We start from the raw sequence: 17,917 nt of genomic DNA, 5'->3' as shown, positions 1-17,917 counted from the left end.
GGTAGATGGTTTCGTTCTCACCCTTTGACGTGACACTGTGGTATGCGACCGCAGCTTCAGCACCGCATACGGAGCCTCTTTCGGGTCGCGTGCGGGCCGATGTCTGCGTCGTCGGCGCGGGTTATACCGGTCTGACGACCGCATTGGAGTTGGCGAAAACCGGCATCAATGTCGTGCTTCTGGAGCGGCAGGAAATCGGCTTCGGCGGTTCGGGCCGCAATGCCGGACATTGCACCCCGACCTTTACCCATTATAGCCTGCCAGAACTGCGCAGGATGCTGGGCGAGCCCTGGGCGGAACGGCTGATCGAACGGCAAACGCGGGCAAATAACCGCGTCTCGAGCATGATCCGCGACTATCAGATCGACTGCGAATGGGTACAGAACGGTTATGTGATGGGCGCACCGCATAAGGGCGCCATGGATGAGATCAGGCGCAAGGTCGAGACCTATAATGCGGTGGGCGCGAAAACCCGGTTGCTCGACCGTGACGAGGTTGAAGCGGTCACCGGCAGTCCGCGTTTCGACGGCGGCTGGCTGCATGAAGAGGCAGGTCACCTCAATCCGCTCGGTTACGCCCGCGGTCTCGGCCGTGCTGTCATCCAGGAGCGCGGAAAGATATTTACCGGCTCGGCAGTGACGGGTTGCGAACGCGACATAACCGGAGGCTGGAAGGTCAAGACCGATCGCGGAGAAGTGGTCGCGTCGAAAGTGATCTTCACCACTGGCGCTTATACGGTTGGTGGTTGGCCCAAGCTGGATCGGACGTTCAAGATTCAACGCGTGTTCGTTGCCGCTACGCAAATTTTGTCCGAAGAGACACGCCGGACGGTACTGCCGCAGAACACGACCATTCATGATGGTCGCGGCGATATCTACGTCTACAAATACAATGCCGAAGGCCGGATCGTCGCATCGATGTTTCCCATGGGACGCCGCGGCCGCGACATGGCCTATACGAGACAGGTCATGAGCGAACGGCTCAAATGGCTGCATCCAAAGCTCCGGGAAGAGATCCGCTGGGAGTATTTCTGGTTCGGCGAACTCGATATGCAATATCGCACCGTACCGCGGTTTTATGGTCTCGCGCCGGGCGTTGTGGCTTTGACCGGTCTTTCGGGCCGTGGTGTGCCGACCGGCTCGATGCTCGGTTCCATTCTTTCGGAATGGGCGCTTGGCAAGCCGGAGAACGAGCTTGCCCTGAAGCTGGAACCACTGAAGGCAGCTCCCTTCTTTATGGGTTTCGCACCCGCAATGGCGCTGCGTTACTACCGGCTGCGCGACAACATATCCACGAAACTAGCTGGGGCGGAACTGCCACCCCATGCCTGAACCGGCGCGGCCACAAGGTCCGTGCCAACATTGACAAAGCAAGGAGAATTCCCGTGACCATGCCGATTTTCAATATTTCCGATGACGTGGATCTTGTTCCGGCCATGCCCGCCGAAGGCCGTGAAGGCGGTTCGTATCGTCGCCAGATATGGCAGGACCCGATCGAAAATGGCACGATCGTCGCAGTCTGGAAGGCCGAGCCCGGTATTTACAACTATCCGGGTCGTGACCTCGAGGAAACTTTTGTCGTCGTTGAGGGCGAGGCAATGTATTCGCAGGGCGAAGCCGTCCCGGTGAAGATCGGTCCCGGATCGATTATCAGCATCGCCAAGGGCGTGCCAAGCCGCCTCGAAATCCTGTCGCCGTTCCGCAAGCTCGCAACTGTCATCCCTAAGCCGTGAGGTTTGGGGGAGGGGTGCCTGCAGACTTAAGGCAGGCTGTGTCCTGTATGCGGGGCACGAGGATTTAGGTCTCGCCGATCTGTCTTTCGTCACAGCGATCCGGTGCAACGCTGATGGTCCGACAATCAAAGATTTAAAGAAACAGGGCTCCGAGGAGACGCAGAGCCCTGTTTGCGTTCAATGGTTTGGGAAGCAGCTGGTGCAAAACAGGCCACTCATTTGAAACATCCTTGTGACCGTCATCCCTCTTCCAGCGCCAGCCGGTGCGAAAAAGCGGTGCCAGGGCCAGGGCGTTGATCCCTTGCTTATGGGGGCGTGCATCGGACATACTTGCACTCGAACCACAAAGGACCAAGGGCAAGACGAGCCAGCGACGTTAGTGCCGGCTCGCGGAGCCATGCGGGAAGATTTTACCTCATGAATACGCGATTTCTCGAAACTTTCCTCTGGGCTGCACGACTGAACAGCTTTTCGGCGGCCGCGGAACGGTTGAATACCACCCAGGCGTCGGTGTCCAACCGAATTGCCGCCCTCGAAAGGGAGCTTGGCGTCGTGCTTTTCACGCGCGATGTGCGCTGCGTCAACTTGACACCTGCTGGTCGTCTGGCGCTGCAGCATGCCGAAAAGATCGTCAATCTGACCGGTGAGTTCCGACAGATCGTGAGTAGCCGGGAGGCGCTGAGAGGCACCGTGCGCATCGGTGCTGCCGACACGATCGTCTATGCCTGGTTGCCGCTTCTCATTCGCCGCATGAACGAACGTTACCCCGGCGTCAGCCTGGATCTGACCATTGACACCAGCCTGAAACTATCCCAGCGCATTCAAAACGGTGAGGTGGATGTCGGTTTCATCATGGGGCCGATCATGGCTGCAAATATCTACAATTCACCGCTCTGTACGTTCGAGTCCTGTTGGGTTGGCGCGGTCGAATTGCCGCTGCCAGAAACGGGCGTCACACTCGAAGATATCGCGCATTTTCCGTTACTTACCTTCTCGACAGGCTCGCAGCCACATCAGGCGTTGCGCGCGTTGCTCGATTCTCACGGGTTGTCCGACAGCCGCATCTATAATTCCAATTCGCTGTCGATCATGACCCGCCTTGTGGCCGCGGCCGTTGGGGTGGGCGCATTGCCGCGTGTGCTGGTGGACGGCATCATCAAATCCGGTGAGGCGCGTATTCTCGACATTAGTCCGTCAGTACCACCCCTCACATTTCACACCGTTTATCAGGAGCGTGGCGACAACGCGATTGCCCGGGCCATTGCCGATATGGCGACGGAAATCGTCAGTGAAACCACCACGCAATGGATGACGGCTGCCGCCTAAATTTTGCGCTGCAGCGCAAAATGATTAATCTATAAGCTTACCTTATGGGTTTCGATAGAGTTTTTCCGTTTGTAATGAAAACAGTTCCCGTTCTTAATTCTCCTCGCAACATGAGAGGAGAGCAACGTGAAAGTCTCACTTGTTCAAATGAATACCCAGAATGACAAGGCAGAAAACCTTAAGGTTGCTGCCGATCTTATTGAGAAGGCAGTCAAGGCGGATAATCCTGACCTTGTTGTTCTTCCGGAATACTTTGCATTTCTTGGAGATAATCCCCAGGAGATGCATGAGAGCGGGGAGGAATTCCCTGACGGCGAGATTTACACGCTGCTCTCGGGGCTGGCCAAGAAGCACGCGATCACGCTGCATGCCGGCTCCATCGTCGAGAAGGAAGGCAATCGCTTTTACAATTCGACGCTCGTTTTCGGGCCGGATGGCAAACAGATCGCGCGTTACCGCAAGATGCACCTGTTCGACGTCGATACGCCGAACGGCATCAGCTATCGCGAATCCGACTCCGTTGCCCGTGGCGAAGAAGTGGTGACCTACAAGGTTGGCGACAAGACGGTCGGTTGTGGCATCTGCTACGATATTCGCTTCCCTGAACTGTTTCGCGCCCTGCGGGACAAAGGTGCAGACGTCATCGTTCTGCCAGCGGCCTTCACCCTGATGACAGGCAAGGACCATTGGGAAGTTCTGGCGCGCGCCCGTGCCGTCGAAACCCAGACCTACTTTCTGGCCGTCGGCCAGATCGGCACCCATGCGGGTGGCAAGAAGGCATGCTGGGGGCATTCCATGGTCATCGATCCGTGGGGCCACATCGTCGCCCAATGCTCCGACAGCGTTGGAACGGCCGGTGCCGTCCTTGACTTCGACTATTCGGCCAAGGTGCGCGCCAACGTACCGGTGGCGAACCACCACGTTCTCTGATCGGAGAAAGACTCAATGTTTATCGCCAACCCCATGCCCGAACAGATCGGTGCCGACATCATCGAGCTTCTTGAGAAGGTCGAAGTCGCAACGATCGGTCACGTGCTTCACTCCGGCTTCGTCGATCCTGAAATCCGCGCGGTCCTTCCGGGCAAACGTGTGGCAGGCACTGCCGTCACGCTGCGCATCCCCAATGCGGATTCGACCATGCTCCACTATCTGTCGCAGTTCGTGCGTCCCGGGGATATCGTCCTCATCGACCGTTGCGGCGATACCCGTCACGCCTGCTGGGGCGGTGTCATCACCAACACCATGAAGATGGCCGGCGTTAAGGCCGGTGTCGTTGATGGCCCGGCGACCGACTTCTCGGAGTTCGCCAAGGTCGACATGCCGATGTGGTGCCGTGGTCCTTCGCCCATCACCACCAAGATCCTCGGCCTCGAAGGCGCGATCAACGTTCCGATCAGCGTCGGCGGCCAGGTGATCAATCCGGGCGATGCGATCCTGTGCGATGAAAGCGGTGTTGTCGCTCTTCATCCAAGCCAGGCTAGAGCCATGGCTGAACGCGCCATCGGCATGCAGGAAGCCGAACTCGTGCTTCTGGAGCGTCTGCGCAACGGTGAGAAATTGCCGGACATTTCTGGCGCCAACAAGCTCGTTCAGGCCAAGCTGAGCGCCTGACATCGTCTTATGGGTGGCGGATCAGTCCGCCACTCCAAATAACAATAGAGGAGAACAGGACAATGAAGAAAACAATACTTCTGAGTGGGATTCTCATGCTCGGCGCGGCCGCTCTGCCGGCGCACGCCCAGCAGACCGTGACGTTCCTCGGCTATAGCGGCCTTTTCCAGGAGCGTTACACCAAGGCCGTCATCGAACCTTTCATGGCGGCTAACCCTGATATCAAGATCGAATATTTCCCGCAGCAGGGCTCTGCTGCAATGCTCGGCTCGCTGCGCGCCCAGAAGGCTGCGCCGCAGTCCGATATCGCTCTGATGGACGTCTCCGTCGCCAAAACAGGTACGGACGAAGGTTTGTTTGACAAGATCGACGAAAGCGTAACCAAGAATGTCGCCGACCTATATCCTAATGCCCGCTTCGAAGGCGTGGCCGGGGTTGGCGTAACGTTCGACAATCTCGTGCTCATCTACAATACCGATGCCATCAAGACGGCTCCCGACAGCTGGAACGCTCTGAAGGATAGCGCCCTCAAGGGCAAAGTCGCCATGCTGAGCGCCCCCGATATCGTCGGTATCGGTACCACTATCATCATGGACCATATGAATGGCGGCACTGATTTCATCAAGAACATCGATGCCGGCATCAATGCGATGGCTGAAGTTGCTCCAAATGTGCAGACCTGGGAGCCGAAGCCGGAAGTCTATCCGAACGTTGTCAACGGCCAGGTTTCGCTGGGCGTGGGCTGGAACGCCCGTAGCCAGGTGAATGCTGACGGTTCCAAAGGCAAGATGAAGGTGGTTCTTCCGAAGGAAGGGACGATCCTCCAGATCAACACGCTCAACCTCGTCAAGGGTGGTCCGTCGTCCGAGGCTGCGCGCAAGTTCGTTGATTATGCGCTGAGCCCGGAAGCCCAGGCTGCCTTTACCGCCGCCATGTATTATGCGCCGACCAATTCCAAGTCCTCTGTCTCTGCCGATGTGAGTGAGCGCACGGTGGTCAAGGCGATGGACAAGGTCATCCCGGTGGATTGGATTGGCCTCTCGAAGGTCCGTGACCAGATTACGCAGGACTGGCGCCGCAAGGTCATTCCCCTCAGCCGTTGAGACTTCTGCGCAGAGCGCAAAAAAATGAAAGGACTTCCGCGGCTCCCATGGCAGTCGCGGAAGCAGCATACCAAAACACTCGGATCATCTCCTCTGTCGGCACTGGGGCGGAAGAGGTGGGAGCCGACGCGGGGGGCACCGCGAAACGGCGCAGCGAATTTTCGCCGCGCTTGCGTAGATCAAGGGCCAAGGCATTTCCGATTCCCTGCGGGTCGGAGATGTTCTGGAGAAAGGCAAGAAGCCAGAATGGGAACTTCAGATACCATGCAGCCAGGATTCCTCTCGATTCGTTCACTGACCAAGCGCTACGAGACAATCGTCGCCGTGGATAATCTCAATCTCGAGATTCCCAAGGGCGAACTGGTTGCCTTCCTTGGTCCTTCCGGCTGCGGCAAGTCGACGTCGTTGCGCATGATTGCAGGCCTCTCTCCTGTCTCCTCGGGGTCTATCCTGATCGACGGCAAGGACGTGACGAAACTTGCGCCTTATAAGCGTGACATTGGCCTCGTTTTCCAGAGCTACGCGCTCTTCCCCCACATGACGGTCCTCAAGAATGTCATGTTCGGTCTTGAAATGCGCAAAGTGCCTGCTGCCGAGGCGGAACGCCGTGCCCGTGAGGCCATTGCCATGGTGCGTCTGGAAGGGCGCGAGGACCGTCGCCCTGCCCAGCTTTCCGGAGGCCAGCAGCAGCGCGTCGCACTGGCGCGCGCCCTCGTCATCCAGCCGTCCATTCTCTTGTTTGACGAACCTCTTTCCAATCTCGACGCAAAGCTGCGCGACGAGATGCGCGCCGAGATTCGCCGTATCCAGAAACAGCTTGGCATCACTTCCATCTTCGTCACGCATGATCAGGTTGAGGCGCTCAGCATGTGCGACAAGGTCGCTGTGCTCAATGGCGGGCACCTGGAACAGCTTGGCACGCCGCACGATCTCTATGAGCGCCCAGCCACGGCATTCGTCGCCTCCTTCGTCGGTCGCACCAACAGGCTGGTTGGCAACGCCGCCGGTGACCGCATCACGGTCGGCGATGCGGTGCTGCGAGCGCCCGGTGCGCACAGCGGTAAGATCGACCTGATGGTACGACCGCATCGCATGGCCATGACCGTCGCTGGCGACGCCGTACCCGATTTCGACGGAGCGCCCGTCAATCGCATCGCCGGCGAAGTCCGCGATGTCTATTATGCCGGCGACATCCTCCACTACGAGATCGCCGCTGGCGGGCAGACCCTGTCCGTGGAGCGCGCGACGTCCGGCGGTGAAACGCCGGTCGCGGCAGGCAGCGCGGTCAGTCTCGTCTGGCGCGTGGAGGATACTCTGGTCTTCGGAGCAAACCGATGACGGCGGCGGTCATGATCACGGCTCCCGGTGGCCGTACCTCTTCCATCGTGTTTCTCGCAACCCTTCTTCTTGGACCCATCATTGCGGTCAACGGTCTGGCCTTCGTGTTGCCCGTCTTCAACCTGCTGCTGCTTTCCTTCCGCGAAAGCCTCGGCGGCGGCGGTCTCGGGGAAGCCCATACGCTCGACAACTGGTCGTCGACACTCACCGACGGTTTTTATATCGAGCTGATTGGTCAGAGCATTCTGACCAGCCTTATGATCACCGTTCTCACGCTGCTCGCCTCCTATCCCATCGCCCTCTACCTTCACCGGGCGCAGGGTCGCTGGAAAACGCTTTTGCTGGTGCTGGTCATTTCGCCGCTGCTCACCTCGGCGGTGGTGCGCACTTATGGCTGGATCGCAATCCTGGCGGATGACGGCCTCATCAACAACATCCTCTTCGCACTGGGTGCGCAAGACGGGGTGCGTCTGCTGTTCAACAAGATCGGCGTCGTCATCGGGCTTACCGAAATCCTGATGCCCTATATGATCCTGGCGCTCCTCGCCGGCTTCGGCAGGCTTGATCCTCGCGTCGAGGAAGCTGCTGAAACGCTCGGCGCATCGCCTTGGAAAGTGTTCTGGCGGATCATCGTGCCGCTCACCATGCCCGGCGTGGCCCTGGGTTGCCTGCTCTCATTCGTGCTGGCCGTCAGTTCGTTCATCACTCCCAAGCTGCTCGGCGGTGGCCGCGTCTTCCTTCTGGCAACGGAAATCTATGATCAGGCCATCGTGACGCTCAACTGGCCACTCGCCGCTACGCTTTCGATGATCATCCTCGTTATTTTCGGTGCCGCCCTGGTGCTTTATTCCCGGCTGCTGCGGGCCATTCTGTAAAGGAGATCGAAGATGGAAGAACGTCCCGCTCCGCTGGCGCTGAAAATTGTCGCCTTCATCATGTTCCTTTTCCTCCTTGCGCCCGTGGTGCTCGTCGTGCCGATCTCGTTTTCGGCCGACAGCTACATGACCTTCCCGCCCTCCGGCTGGAGCCTGCGCTGGTATGTGGATCTCATGCATAATTCCAAGATGATCGGCGCCCTGGGCACCAGCACGCTCCTTGCGGTCATCGTTACCGTTCTGTCCATGCTGATTGCGCTGCCCGCCTCCTATGCCATCGTGCGGATGCGGGTGATTGGCGCGGATACATTGCTCGCCTTCTTCACCGCGCCTCTTCTTCTGCCGACTATCGTTCTTGGCCTTGCGATCCTGATCGTCTTTGCCGGTGCGGGCCTGCTCGGCACATTCACGGGTCTGGTGATCGCGCATCTAATCATCGTGTTGCCCTATGCGCTGCGTGTACTCACCACGTCGCTTGCGGGCCTGCCGCTGATCTACGAGGAGGCCGCCTCCACGCTCGGGGCGTCACCTCTTACCGTCTTTCGCCGCGTCACCATGCCGATGATCGCGCCTGGCATCGTTGCAACGGCAGCGCTTTCCTTTCTCGTCTCGTTCGATGAAGCCGTGATTTCGCTGTTCCTCACCGGTCCGCGCATCACGACGCTTCCCGTTGCCATGTATCAGCATGTCGAAACCCAGGCTGATCCGCTTGTTGCCGCCATCTCCGTTCTTCTGATCGTGCTCACGCTTGCCGTCGTCCTGATCGTGGACCGCACGGTGGGCCTGACGAAGACTTTCGTGAAGTAAGGGGCCGGAAAAATGGCTTATCGACAGATCGCAGCCGGCACGACCTATCGTTTCGACGATCTGAAAACCCTGATGGCAAAGGCGACGCCGGAAAGGTCCGGTGACCAATTGGCCGGGATCGCGGCGGAAGGGCCGGTGGAGAGACTGGCGGCGCAGATGGCGCTGGCCGATCTGCCGCTTTCCACCTTTGTTGCACAGGAATTGATCGCCTCGGACGAGGACGAGATTTCGGCCCTGATCGCGCGCCAGCACGACGCACTGGCCTTCGCGCCGGTGTCTTCTCTGACGGTTGGCGAATTTCGCGAGTGGCTGCTCAATTCCAAGGTCGGGCACGCGGAACTTGAGGCGGTAAGTTGGGGTTTGACACCGGAAATGGTGGCGGCAGTCTCCAAGATCATGCGTCTGCAGGATCTCGTGACGGTATCGGCCAAACGGGAGGTCGTGACCCGTTTTCGCAACACGATTGGTATTTCCGGCCGCCTGTCCACCCGCAACCAGCCAAATCATCCGACTGACAGTTCCCGTGGCATCGCCATCTCGGCCATTGACGGGTTGCTGCTGGGGAGCGGCGATGCGGTGATCGGTGTTAACCCGGCCACCAGCGCTGTGACGGACTATATCCGCGTCGTGCAGTTGCTTGACGATCTGCGGCAATGGCTGGACATCCCAACCCAGACCTGCTGCCTTGGCCATGTGACGACGGCTATCAGGGCGATGGAGCGCGCTGCACCCGTCGATCTGGTTTTCCAGTCGATTGCGGGTTCCCAGAAGGCCAATGCGGGCTTCGGCATTGATCTTGCCGTTCTGCGAGAGGCTCATGAGGCTGGTCAGTCGCTGAAGCGCGGAACTATCGGCAGCGACCTCATGTATTTCGAGACGGGGCAGGGGGCTGCCCTGTCGGCCGATGCGCATTTTGGTGTCGATCAGCAAACGATGGAGGCGCGTGCCTATGCCGTGGCGCGCGAATTCTCGCCGCTTCTGGTGAATACCGTCGTCGGCTTCATCGGTCCGGAATATCTCTATAATGGCAAGCAGATCATTCGCGCCGGGCTTGAAGATCATTTCTGCGGAAAGCTGCTTGGCCTGCCGATGGGTGTCGACGTCTGCTACACCAACCACGCCGATGCCGACCAGGAAGACATGGACGTGCTGCTGACCATGCTGTGCGCCGCTGATGTGAACTTCGTCATTACCGTGCCAGGCTCGGACGACGTCATGCTGAACTACCAGACGCTTTCCCATCACGATTCAATCTATGCCCGCGAAACGCTGAAGCGTCGGCCTGCGCCGGAGTTTGAGGAGTGGCTGGTGAATATGGGCGTGACGGATGCCGCCGGCCATATGATCGAGAACCCTGCGCTGATGAACCGCGGGCTTCGCGAACTTGATTTTCTTGGAAGGGACGCCGCCTGATGCGTGACCGCCGGCCCTCCCTCATCTCCAGCCCGCCGGAACGTCTCAAGGCCCTGCGTTTGGCAACCGATGCACGCGTGGCGCTCGGCCGCACGGGTGCAAGCCCGCCCACGCGCGCGGTACAGACATTTCTGTTGGATCATGCGCAGGCGCGCCAGGCAGTGTGGCGTCCGCTGGACATTGAAAAAATGGAGCGTGACTTGCGCGCTTCGGGTGCGGATGTCGTGCATGTCGCAAGCCGCGCGCAGGACCGTGCGGATTACCTGCGCCGACCCGATCTCGGCCGTGCTCTTTCAGACGAAGGCCGTCTGGCGCTCGACGGGCAGGCCAAGGGAGCCGATGTCGCATTGGTAATCGCCGACGGGCTTTCCGCAACGGCTGTGGAGATGAATGCAGTGCCGGTGGCAACGGCGTTGCTTAATTCACTCGCAAGCAACGGATTGACGGTTGCGCCGATCACACTTGCCACGCAGGCACGGGTTGCGCTGGCGGATGATGTGGGAGCCGTGCTCGGCGCAAAAGTGGCGGTGATCCTGATTGGCGAGCGGCCGGGCCTTTCGGCAGCCGACAGTCTTGGCGCCTATGTCACCTTCAGGCCGGAGACCGGGCTGCCGGACTCCCGACGCAACTGCATTTCCAATATTCGTGATGGTGGCGTGCCGCCCGTCGAAGCGGCGGGGAAGATCATGACCCTGATCAGCGCCATGTGCCAGCAGGAGACAAGTGGCGTGACGCTGGTTGAATTCGAAAAGCCGCTGACGGCTTTGTCCGACTAGAAACAAAGCAGATCTCATTCGTAGCCACGATCCGGCAAGGTGCATCGGCTCGATCCGTTGCGCCTGTTGATTTCGCTTTCGAACCACGAAAATAAAGGCAAGTCCATGGTCCAGAGCCTCTCCACAGCATTCGACGTCGCCGTCATCGGTGCCGGGGTGGTCGGTTGCGCGGTTGCCCGTCGTTTCGCACTGGCTGGTGCGAAGGTCGTGATCGTCGAGAAGGGGTCCGATATTCTTTCCGGGGCATCGAAGGCTAACAGCGCTATCCTCCACACCGGCTTCGATGCGCCCGAAGGCAGTCTGGAGCTGGAATTGGTGAAGGCGGGTCGGGCAGAATATCTGTCCATCCACAGGCAGATGGGCCTTAGCCTCGTTGAAACCGGCGCGTTGGTCTGTGCGTGGAATCCCGACGAGGCGCAAAGCCTGGAGGCGATCGCCGAGCAGGGGCGACGCAACGGCATTTCCGAGCTCGGTCTGCTCACGGCCCGGCAGGCCCGGGAATCCATGCCCGGCTTGTCCGACCGTCTTGTCGCAGCACTCGAAGTTCCGGGTGAACATGTCATCGATCCCTGGTCCGCGCCGCTGGGCTATCTTACGCAAGCGGTGGCGCTTGGCGCGCAGCTGGTGCGCAACGCCGAAGTCCTGTCCGGTGCGTTTGATGGCGCGTGGCGGATAGAGACGACGGCGGGTCCGATCCTTGCGGCAAGCGTTGTCAATGCGTCCGGATTGTTCGGCGATATCGTTGATGCGCGGCTGGGGCTTGTCCCAGACTTCACCATCAAGCCTCGCAAGGGACAATTCGTCGTTCTCGACAAGGCCGCCCGCCGGCACGTGCCACGCATCGTCCTGCCCGTTCCCACCGAAATCACCAAGGGCATCGTTGTGTGTCCAACCGCCTTCGGCAACGTTCTCATCGGCCCGACGGCGGAAGAACAGGATGACCGCGAGCGTGCGACGGTAGAAACGGCGGCGCTGGAAGCGCTGCTGACGCGCGGCAGGGAGATCGTTCCGGCACTCGCCTCCATTCCCGTGACCGCTATCTATGCCGGCTTGCGCCCGGCCTCCGAGAAGAAACATTACCGGATTTCCGCACGGCCGGACCGGCGCGCGATCACGCTTGGCGGCGTGCGATCCACCGGTCTCAGTGCGGCACTTGGTCTGGCGCAGCACGCTCTGGCGCTTCACGAAAGTTTCGGCACGCGCTTCATGCCCCCGCCCGCAGTGCCTCATGTGACGATGCCGAACCTGAGCGAAACCTGCGAGCGGGACTGGCAGCGCGCTGATCATGGCGAAATCGTCTGCCATTGCGAGCTTGTCACCCGCCGTGAGATCGAGGCGACATTTTCCAGCCCGGTGCCGCCGGGTGATTTCGGAGGTCTGCGGCGGCGCACCCGCGCCGGCATGGGGCGCTGTCAGGGATTTTACTGCAACGCCCGGCTGGCCGCGATGACGGGCGACCGTCTGGCTGTACCGCTTGCGGTCCGTCCGGGAGACGATCGATGAGCTCCCGGAAGCCTTTTCAGCAGATGCAAAAAAACGTTCCGGATGCAGATGTAATCGTGGTCGGCGGCGGCCCGGCGGGCGTGGCGGCAGCGCTGGAGCTAAAAGCACGCGGCGTTGCGCGTGTGACGATCCTCGAGCGTGAGCCAGCCCTTGGCGGCGTACCCCGTCATTGCACACATTCGCCTTTCGGCATGCGCGAATTCGGACGCGTTTATTTCGGCCCGGCCTATGCGCGACGTCTGCAGCGGCAGGTGCAGGATGCGGGCGTTGATGTCCGCACCGGTCATTCCGTGGTGGAACTCGGACAGGACGGTACGCTGCTGGTTACGTCTGCGCGCGGCGTGGAGACGTTGAAGGCCCGGCGCGTTGTGCTGGCGACCGGCGCGCGGGAAAAACCACGCTCAGCGCGGCTCCTGCCGGGCGACCGGCCGGTGGGAGTGATCACCACTGGCACGCTGCAATCCTATGTCGCCTTTCACGGCATCATGCCCTTTCGCCGGCCGCTTATCCTTGGTTCGGAACTGGTTTCCTTTTCCGCGCTTCTCACGTGCCTGACGCATGGCGCGCGGCCGGTGGCGATGATCGAGCCTGAGCCGGAACCGCTGGCGCGGTCGCTTTTCCGGTGGTTTCCCCGATTGGTCGGAGTGCCCTTTCATTGCCGCGCAACACTTGTGGACATTCGTGGGAGCGGTCGTGTCGAGGAGGCCGACATCCGGCTGACAGATGGCCGTATCCTCACCGTCAAGTGCGATGGTGTTCTCCTCACCGGGCGGTTCACGCCGGAGGCAACGCTTCTGGACGCATCCCCTGTTGATGTGGCGGCAGGCAGCGATGGCCCTACGATCGATCAGGACGGCCGGATGGCCAACCCGATGTTCTTCGCTACGGGGAACGTATTGCGGGCCGTGGAAACGGGTGGCTGGTCGTTTCGCGAAGGCCGCCGCGTGGGTGCTGCCGTTGCCGACGATCTCACCCGCGAACCCTGCAACGCAAAGGCAGTGCGTATCGCTTTCGCCGACCCGCTCAAACTCGCGGTACCCACCATGGTGCGATCGGGGGGACTTGACCGGCCGGCTTTTCTCGATTTTCAGCTGCGCTTCATCAGACGTGTTCAAGGCAGGCTTTCGCTTCATCTTGATGGAACCGAAGTGTGGAGCAAGTCCGGCCGATGGCTGCCGGAACGCCGTGTGCTTGTGCCCATTCCCCGCGCCGCCATTGAGGCGACCCAGATTGCCTTTCACTTTCAGGAGACGAATTGATGCGCATAGCGGCGATCGATCAGGGAACGACGTCGACCCGATGCCTTGTGATAAGCGACGGTGGCACGGCGCAACTCGTCTCAAGCCTGCGTCATGCACAGTTCTATCCAAACCCCGGCCGTGTGGAGCATGATCCGGAAGAGCTGTTGCGCAACATCCGCGCGGTACTGGCCGATGCCGGGCCGGTAGATGCGATCGCGATCGCCAACCAGGGCGAGAGTTGCCTGGCGTGGGATGCCGAGAGTGGGGAAGCGCTGTCGCCGGTCATCGTCTGGCAGGATGCCCGCACCGCCGAAGCCCTGGCCGCTTTGCCCCAATCAGCTGCGGAACGATCGAAAGAGATTTGCGGATTGCCGCTCGATCCCTATTTTTCGGCAAGCAAACTGTCGTGGTTGCTAAGGCACAATCCGGCGGTGGCACGGGCGAGAGCCGAAGGGCGGTTACGCCTGGGCACAACCGACGCATTCTTTCTGGATCGGCTTGCAAGCTGTTTCCGCACCGACCTTGCAACGGCCTCGCGGACGGGACTGCTTGATCTGGCAACCGGTGCCTGGAGCCCGGAACTCTGCGCTCTTCATGGGGTGCCGCTGGATTGCCTGCCCGCAATCGGTCCTGTTAATGGCGGCTTCGGTTCTATCGAGGGAACGCCCATTCGCGTTTCCATCGTCGATCAGCAGGCGGCGCTTTATGGGCACGGTTGCCGCAAACCGGGCGATTGTAAGATAACCTTCGGCACGGGCGCCTTCCTGTTGGCCATCGCTGGTCACGAACGCCCGTTGGCGGGGGAGCTTCTGCCCACCATTGGCTGGCAGAAGCAAGGCGGCGCAGCCGTTTTCGCCATAGAAGGCGGGGTTTATGACGCCGGTGCCGCGCTGGAATGGGCGCGAAAGATCGGCCTTTATGTTGACAATACCGAACTTGACGGTTTTGAGGGTTCATCGGCCGTTCGTCGTGGACTGGTGTTCGTGCCTGCATTTTCAGGCCTTGCTGCGCCATATTGGGATAGACAGGCCGTACCGCTTTTCATCGGCATGGACCACGCAACGGCGCGGAGTGACATGGTGCGCGCCCTGCTTGAGGGCATTGCCTTGCTGACGGTTCGGTTGATCGAAGCCGCGCAGACTTTCGTTCCCATCGGCGATACGATTTCGATAGATGGCGGCCTGTCGAACAGTCGCTATTTCGCCCGTTTCCTGGCCGCTGCCAGTGGTCGGACCATCTGCGTTCCGGCCATGCGCGAGTTGACGGCGCTTGGTCTCGCGGAACTGTGCGATATCGATGTAACCGCCATGCGAAAAGATGCCGAGATATTCAAACCCGACGGATCGGTCGAAGAAGCGGATCACGCTCGCTTCTCACGCGCCATAGGCAACGCAAGGGGCTGGTCGGGCGGTTGATATCCACTTGGAATAGCCGGTTCATCGGCAATATCGGTGTGATCCACAACGGCCGCCCGCTCTAGCGGCGGCTCGGTGGCTGAGCGTGTTGGTCCTGCAACCAAAAACCTCCAACGCGCGGCGCGGCTTAAATTACCAAATCTTTAGTTGTGTACCAGTTCGCCAATACCTAGCTTTATGGCGAGGCTGCATCCGTTGTGGATATGAGCAAGGAACCGGTAAGCCCGTTTCCTGTTGTTATCCAGGAACAGAGCCTTGGTTCAAGGTCGAGATACCCCGTCATGACTGTTCAGGACTGCAATTCGCGCCACTTTCGCCTGCCTCATCAGCGTAACCGAGACATTTCATGATGCGCACCGGACTGGATTTTGCACCGGGCGCGCCTGGCATAGAAGCGCGCTGGACGTCGAGCGCCAAAAACGGGGTCGGCACTGCGCTGTCGGAAGCATCGCCTATCTGGTTCACGCTCAGCCACGGCATTCTGAACGAGGTCTATTATCCGAGGATAGACAGTGCCTGCACCCGCGATCTCGGTTTTGTTGTCACTGGGCCTGAGGGTTACTTTTCGGAAGAAAAACGCGACTGCGTATCCGTCACCCGCCCTTTTAAAAGTGGAATTCCGGCATTTCACATTACCAATACGGCGACGGATGGCTCGTTCAGAATTGAGAAACAGGTGATCAGCGATCCCGCGCGGGCCAGTGTTCTTCAGCAGCTTTCGTTCATTCCCCTGAAGGGACAAATTTCGGATTATCGCGTGACTGCGCTGCTGGCACCTCATCTCGTCAATGCAGGCAATCTTAACTCGGCTTGGATTGGCGACTATGAGGGACATCAGGTCCTCTTCGCGACCGGCCGTTCACGATATCTTGCGCTTGTCTGCGATCTGCCCTGGCGGGCAGTCAGCGCCGGTTTCGTGGGTGTTTCCGATGGTTGGCAGCAGTTGCATCGGCACGGACGCATCGTTGAAGAGTACCAGCGAGCCGATGACGGAAATGTCTCGCTGGCAGGTGAGATCGACTTCAGTGATGTCAATGGCGCGGCAACAGTGGCGCTCGGCTTTGGCGAGACGGAATATGAAGCGGCTGCGGCGGCCGTTTATAGTCTGAAGCATGGCTTTGAACGGGCGCACGAGGCCTACGTTGCCAACTGGCGCAACTGGCAAGACCGGCTGGAAACGCTCGACCGCGATACGCATCACGGCATCAATTCCTATCGGGTGTCGACAGCAGTGCTCGCCGCACATCGTGCCGCCGACCGACCGGGCGCTGTTGTTGCAAGCCTGTCGATCCCTTGGGGAGCATCGAAGAGCGATGACGATCTCGGTGGTTATCACCTGGTCTGGCCGCGCGATCTGGTGGAAGCGGCCGGCGGATTTCTGGCGGCCGGCGATCACCACGAGGCGCTGGCGATCCTCAATTATCTTCGTCAGGTACAGCAGCCATCGGGCCGCTGGCCGCAAAATCTCTGGCTGGATGGCAAACCCTATTGGCCAGGCGTCCAGATGGATGAATGCGCCTTTCCGATCCTGCTGGCGGATATGCTGCATCGACATGGTCACCTGGATCATGCCACGCGGGCGGATTTTATGCCGATGATCCACCGCGCCGCGGCCTATATTCTGGCAAACGGCCCGACGACCGGTGAGGACAGGTGGGAAGAGGATGCCGGCTACAGTCCCTTCACCCTTGCCGTCGAGATCGCTGCGCTGCTTGCCGCTGCCGACCTTATCGATATGGACGGTGATGCTGCCGAAGCCGTGCATCTACGGGAAACGGCTGATTGCTGGAACGAGCAGATCGAACAATGGACCTTTGCCGGTGACGAGACATTCTGCGCCGCGCTTGGCATTTCCGGCCACTATGTTCGCATCGCTTCGCCTGACGCGACCGACGTAGCTCGACCATTCGGCGATACGCCCATCCGCAACCAGACGCCGGACCGTTCCACGCTGCCGACCAGCGACGTCATCAGTCCCGATGCGCTTGCCCTTGTTCGCTTCGGCCTGCGCGCGCCTGACGATCCGCATATTCTCGCGACGATCAAAGCAATCGACCATTGCCTGCGTGCCGATCTGCCGCAGGGGCCTGTATGGTATAGATATACGGGCGATGGATATGGTGAGCACGCCGATGGAGCAGCATTCGACGGCACCGGGCAGGGGCGGCCATGGCCGCTTTTAACCGGCGAACGCGCCCATTACGAGCTTGCTGCGGGAAGGCGGGAGGTGGCCGAAGCGCTGCTGGTAACGCTGGAGAAATCGGCCGGTGGGAACGGCCTTTTCCCCGAGCAGCTCTGGGACCAGCCCGACATCCCCGAATACGAGCTTTTCTACGGCCAGCCCTCAGGAAGTGCGATGCCGCTGGTCTGGGCGCATGCTGAACATATCAAACTTCTGCGGTCGCTTGCCGATGGTTCCGTTTTCGACGTGCCGCCGCAGGGTGTGGAGCGCTACATCCTCAACAAGACGCCGTCGCACCTTCGGATCTGGTGTTTCAATAACAAGATTGCCGGGATGCCGGCCGGCAAGATGTTGCGGCTCGAACTGACGGATGATGCTGTCGTGCACTGGAGTGCGGATGGCTGGGTGACGACCAGCGACACCAGAACGAGTGCTTCCGGCCTTGGCACATATTTCGTCGACTTGCCCGTTCAGGATATGGCGGCGGGCGACGCAATCGTTTTTACTTTCTTTTGGCCAAACACAGGGAATTGGGAAAACCAGGATTTCACCGTTCGCCTCGGCGAATGAAGTACATATCGCGCATTGGACAAAT

General features: G+C 60.0%; 15 protein-coding genes. All 15 read left to right on the top strand.

The features are described 5' to 3' along the window. Window positions 1–5 precede the first annotated feature (5 nt). Window positions 6–1,331, top strand: coding sequence for an NAD(P)/FAD-dependent oxidoreductase (locus AB4Z23_RS15650; RefSeq protein ID WP_421368301.1), 1,326 nt, complete (start codon window positions 6–8; stop codon window positions 1,329–1,331). A 59-nt stretch (window positions 1,332–1,390) separates the two neighbouring features. Beyond that, on the top strand, window positions 1,391–1,732 hold the full coding sequence (locus tag AB4Z23_RS15645; protein WP_003517688.1) for a cupin domain-containing protein: 342 nt from the start codon (window positions 1,391–1,393) through the stop codon (window positions 1,730–1,732). 417 nt (window positions 1,733–2,149) lie between these two features. Continuing rightward, window positions 2,150–3,058, top strand: coding sequence for a LysR family transcriptional regulator (locus tag AB4Z23_RS15640; RefSeq protein WP_003517687.1), 909 nt, complete (start codon window positions 2,150–2,152; stop codon window positions 3,056–3,058). 147 nt (window positions 3,059–3,205) lie between these two features. Beyond that, entirely contained in the window at window positions 3,206–3,988 is a 783-nt protein-coding gene (locus AB4Z23_RS15635) for a carbon-nitrogen hydrolase family protein (RefSeq protein WP_003517686.1), read from the top strand. Between the two features lie 15 nt (window positions 3,989–4,003). Beyond that, entirely contained in the window at window positions 4,004–4,669 is a 666-nt protein-coding gene (locus tag AB4Z23_RS15630; RefSeq protein ID WP_038493653.1) for an RraA family protein, read from the top strand. A 62-nt stretch (window positions 4,670–4,731) separates the two neighbouring features. Next, entirely contained in the window at window positions 4,732–5,772 is a 1,041-nt protein-coding gene (locus AB4Z23_RS15625; protein WP_003517684.1) for an ABC transporter substrate-binding protein, read from the top strand. A gap of 264 nt (window positions 5,773–6,036) precedes the next feature. After that, complete coding sequence (locus AB4Z23_RS15620) at window positions 6,037–7,110, top strand: ABC transporter ATP-binding protein (protein WP_019566397.1); 1,074 nt, start codon at window positions 6,037–6,039, stop codon at window positions 7,108–7,110. Then, on the top strand, window positions 7,107–7,985 hold the full coding sequence (locus tag AB4Z23_RS15615) for an ABC transporter permease (RefSeq protein WP_019566396.1): 879 nt from the start codon (window positions 7,107–7,109) through the stop codon (window positions 7,983–7,985). Before AB4Z23_RS15620 ends, AB4Z23_RS15615 begins: the two co-directional genes overlap by 4 nt. 12 nt (window positions 7,986–7,997) lie before the next feature. After that, entirely contained in the window at window positions 7,998–8,792 is a 795-nt protein-coding gene (locus AB4Z23_RS15610) for an ABC transporter permease (RefSeq protein ID WP_013761321.1), read from the top strand. A gap of 12 nt (window positions 8,793–8,804) precedes the next feature. Further along, the gene (locus tag AB4Z23_RS15605) at window positions 8,805–10,205 is read left to right on the top strand and encodes an ethanolamine ammonia-lyase subunit EutB (protein WP_025596020.1); all 1,401 of its coding nucleotides are present in this window, start codon (window positions 8,805–8,807) and stop codon (window positions 10,203–10,205) included. After that, a complete protein-coding gene (eutC, locus tag AB4Z23_RS15600) occupies window positions 10,205–10,981 on the top strand; it encodes an ethanolamine ammonia-lyase subunit EutC (RefSeq protein WP_421368293.1) in 777 nt (258 codons plus the stop codon). Before AB4Z23_RS15605 ends, eutC begins: the two co-directional genes overlap by 1 nt. Before the next feature lie 105 nt (window positions 10,982–11,086). After that, window positions 11,087–12,484 carry an NAD(P)/FAD-dependent oxidoreductase gene (locus AB4Z23_RS15595; protein WP_025596022.1) on the top strand — a complete coding sequence of 466 codons (1,398 nt, stop codon included), beginning with the start codon at window positions 11,087–11,089 and terminating at the stop codon, window positions 12,482–12,484. Continuing rightward, a complete protein-coding gene (locus AB4Z23_RS15590; protein WP_421413824.1) occupies window positions 12,481–13,743 on the top strand; it encodes an NAD(P)/FAD-dependent oxidoreductase in 1,263 nt (420 codons plus the stop codon). The genes AB4Z23_RS15595 and AB4Z23_RS15590 overlap by 4 nt, the downstream gene beginning before the upstream one ends. Further along, window positions 13,743–15,140 (top strand): FGGY family carbohydrate kinase, encoded by a 1,398-nt coding sequence (locus AB4Z23_RS15585; RefSeq protein ID WP_025596024.1) that lies wholly within the window; start codon window positions 13,743–13,745, stop codon window positions 15,138–15,140. Before AB4Z23_RS15590 ends, AB4Z23_RS15585 begins: the two co-directional genes overlap by 1 nt. 346 nt (window positions 15,141–15,486) lie before the next feature. After that, complete coding sequence (locus AB4Z23_RS15580; RefSeq protein ID WP_441360339.1) at window positions 15,487–17,892, top strand: glucan 1,4-alpha-glucosidase; 2,406 nt, start codon at window positions 15,487–15,489, stop codon at window positions 17,890–17,892. Window positions 17,893–17,917 lie beyond the last annotated feature (25 nt).

This window comes from Agrobacterium sp. MCAB5 (assembly GCF_052114365.1).
Classification (GTDB): domain Bacteria; phylum Pseudomonadota; class Alphaproteobacteria; order Rhizobiales; family Rhizobiaceae; genus Agrobacterium; species Agrobacterium tumefaciens.
This window is presented reverse-complemented; position numbering and strand designations above follow the sequence as displayed.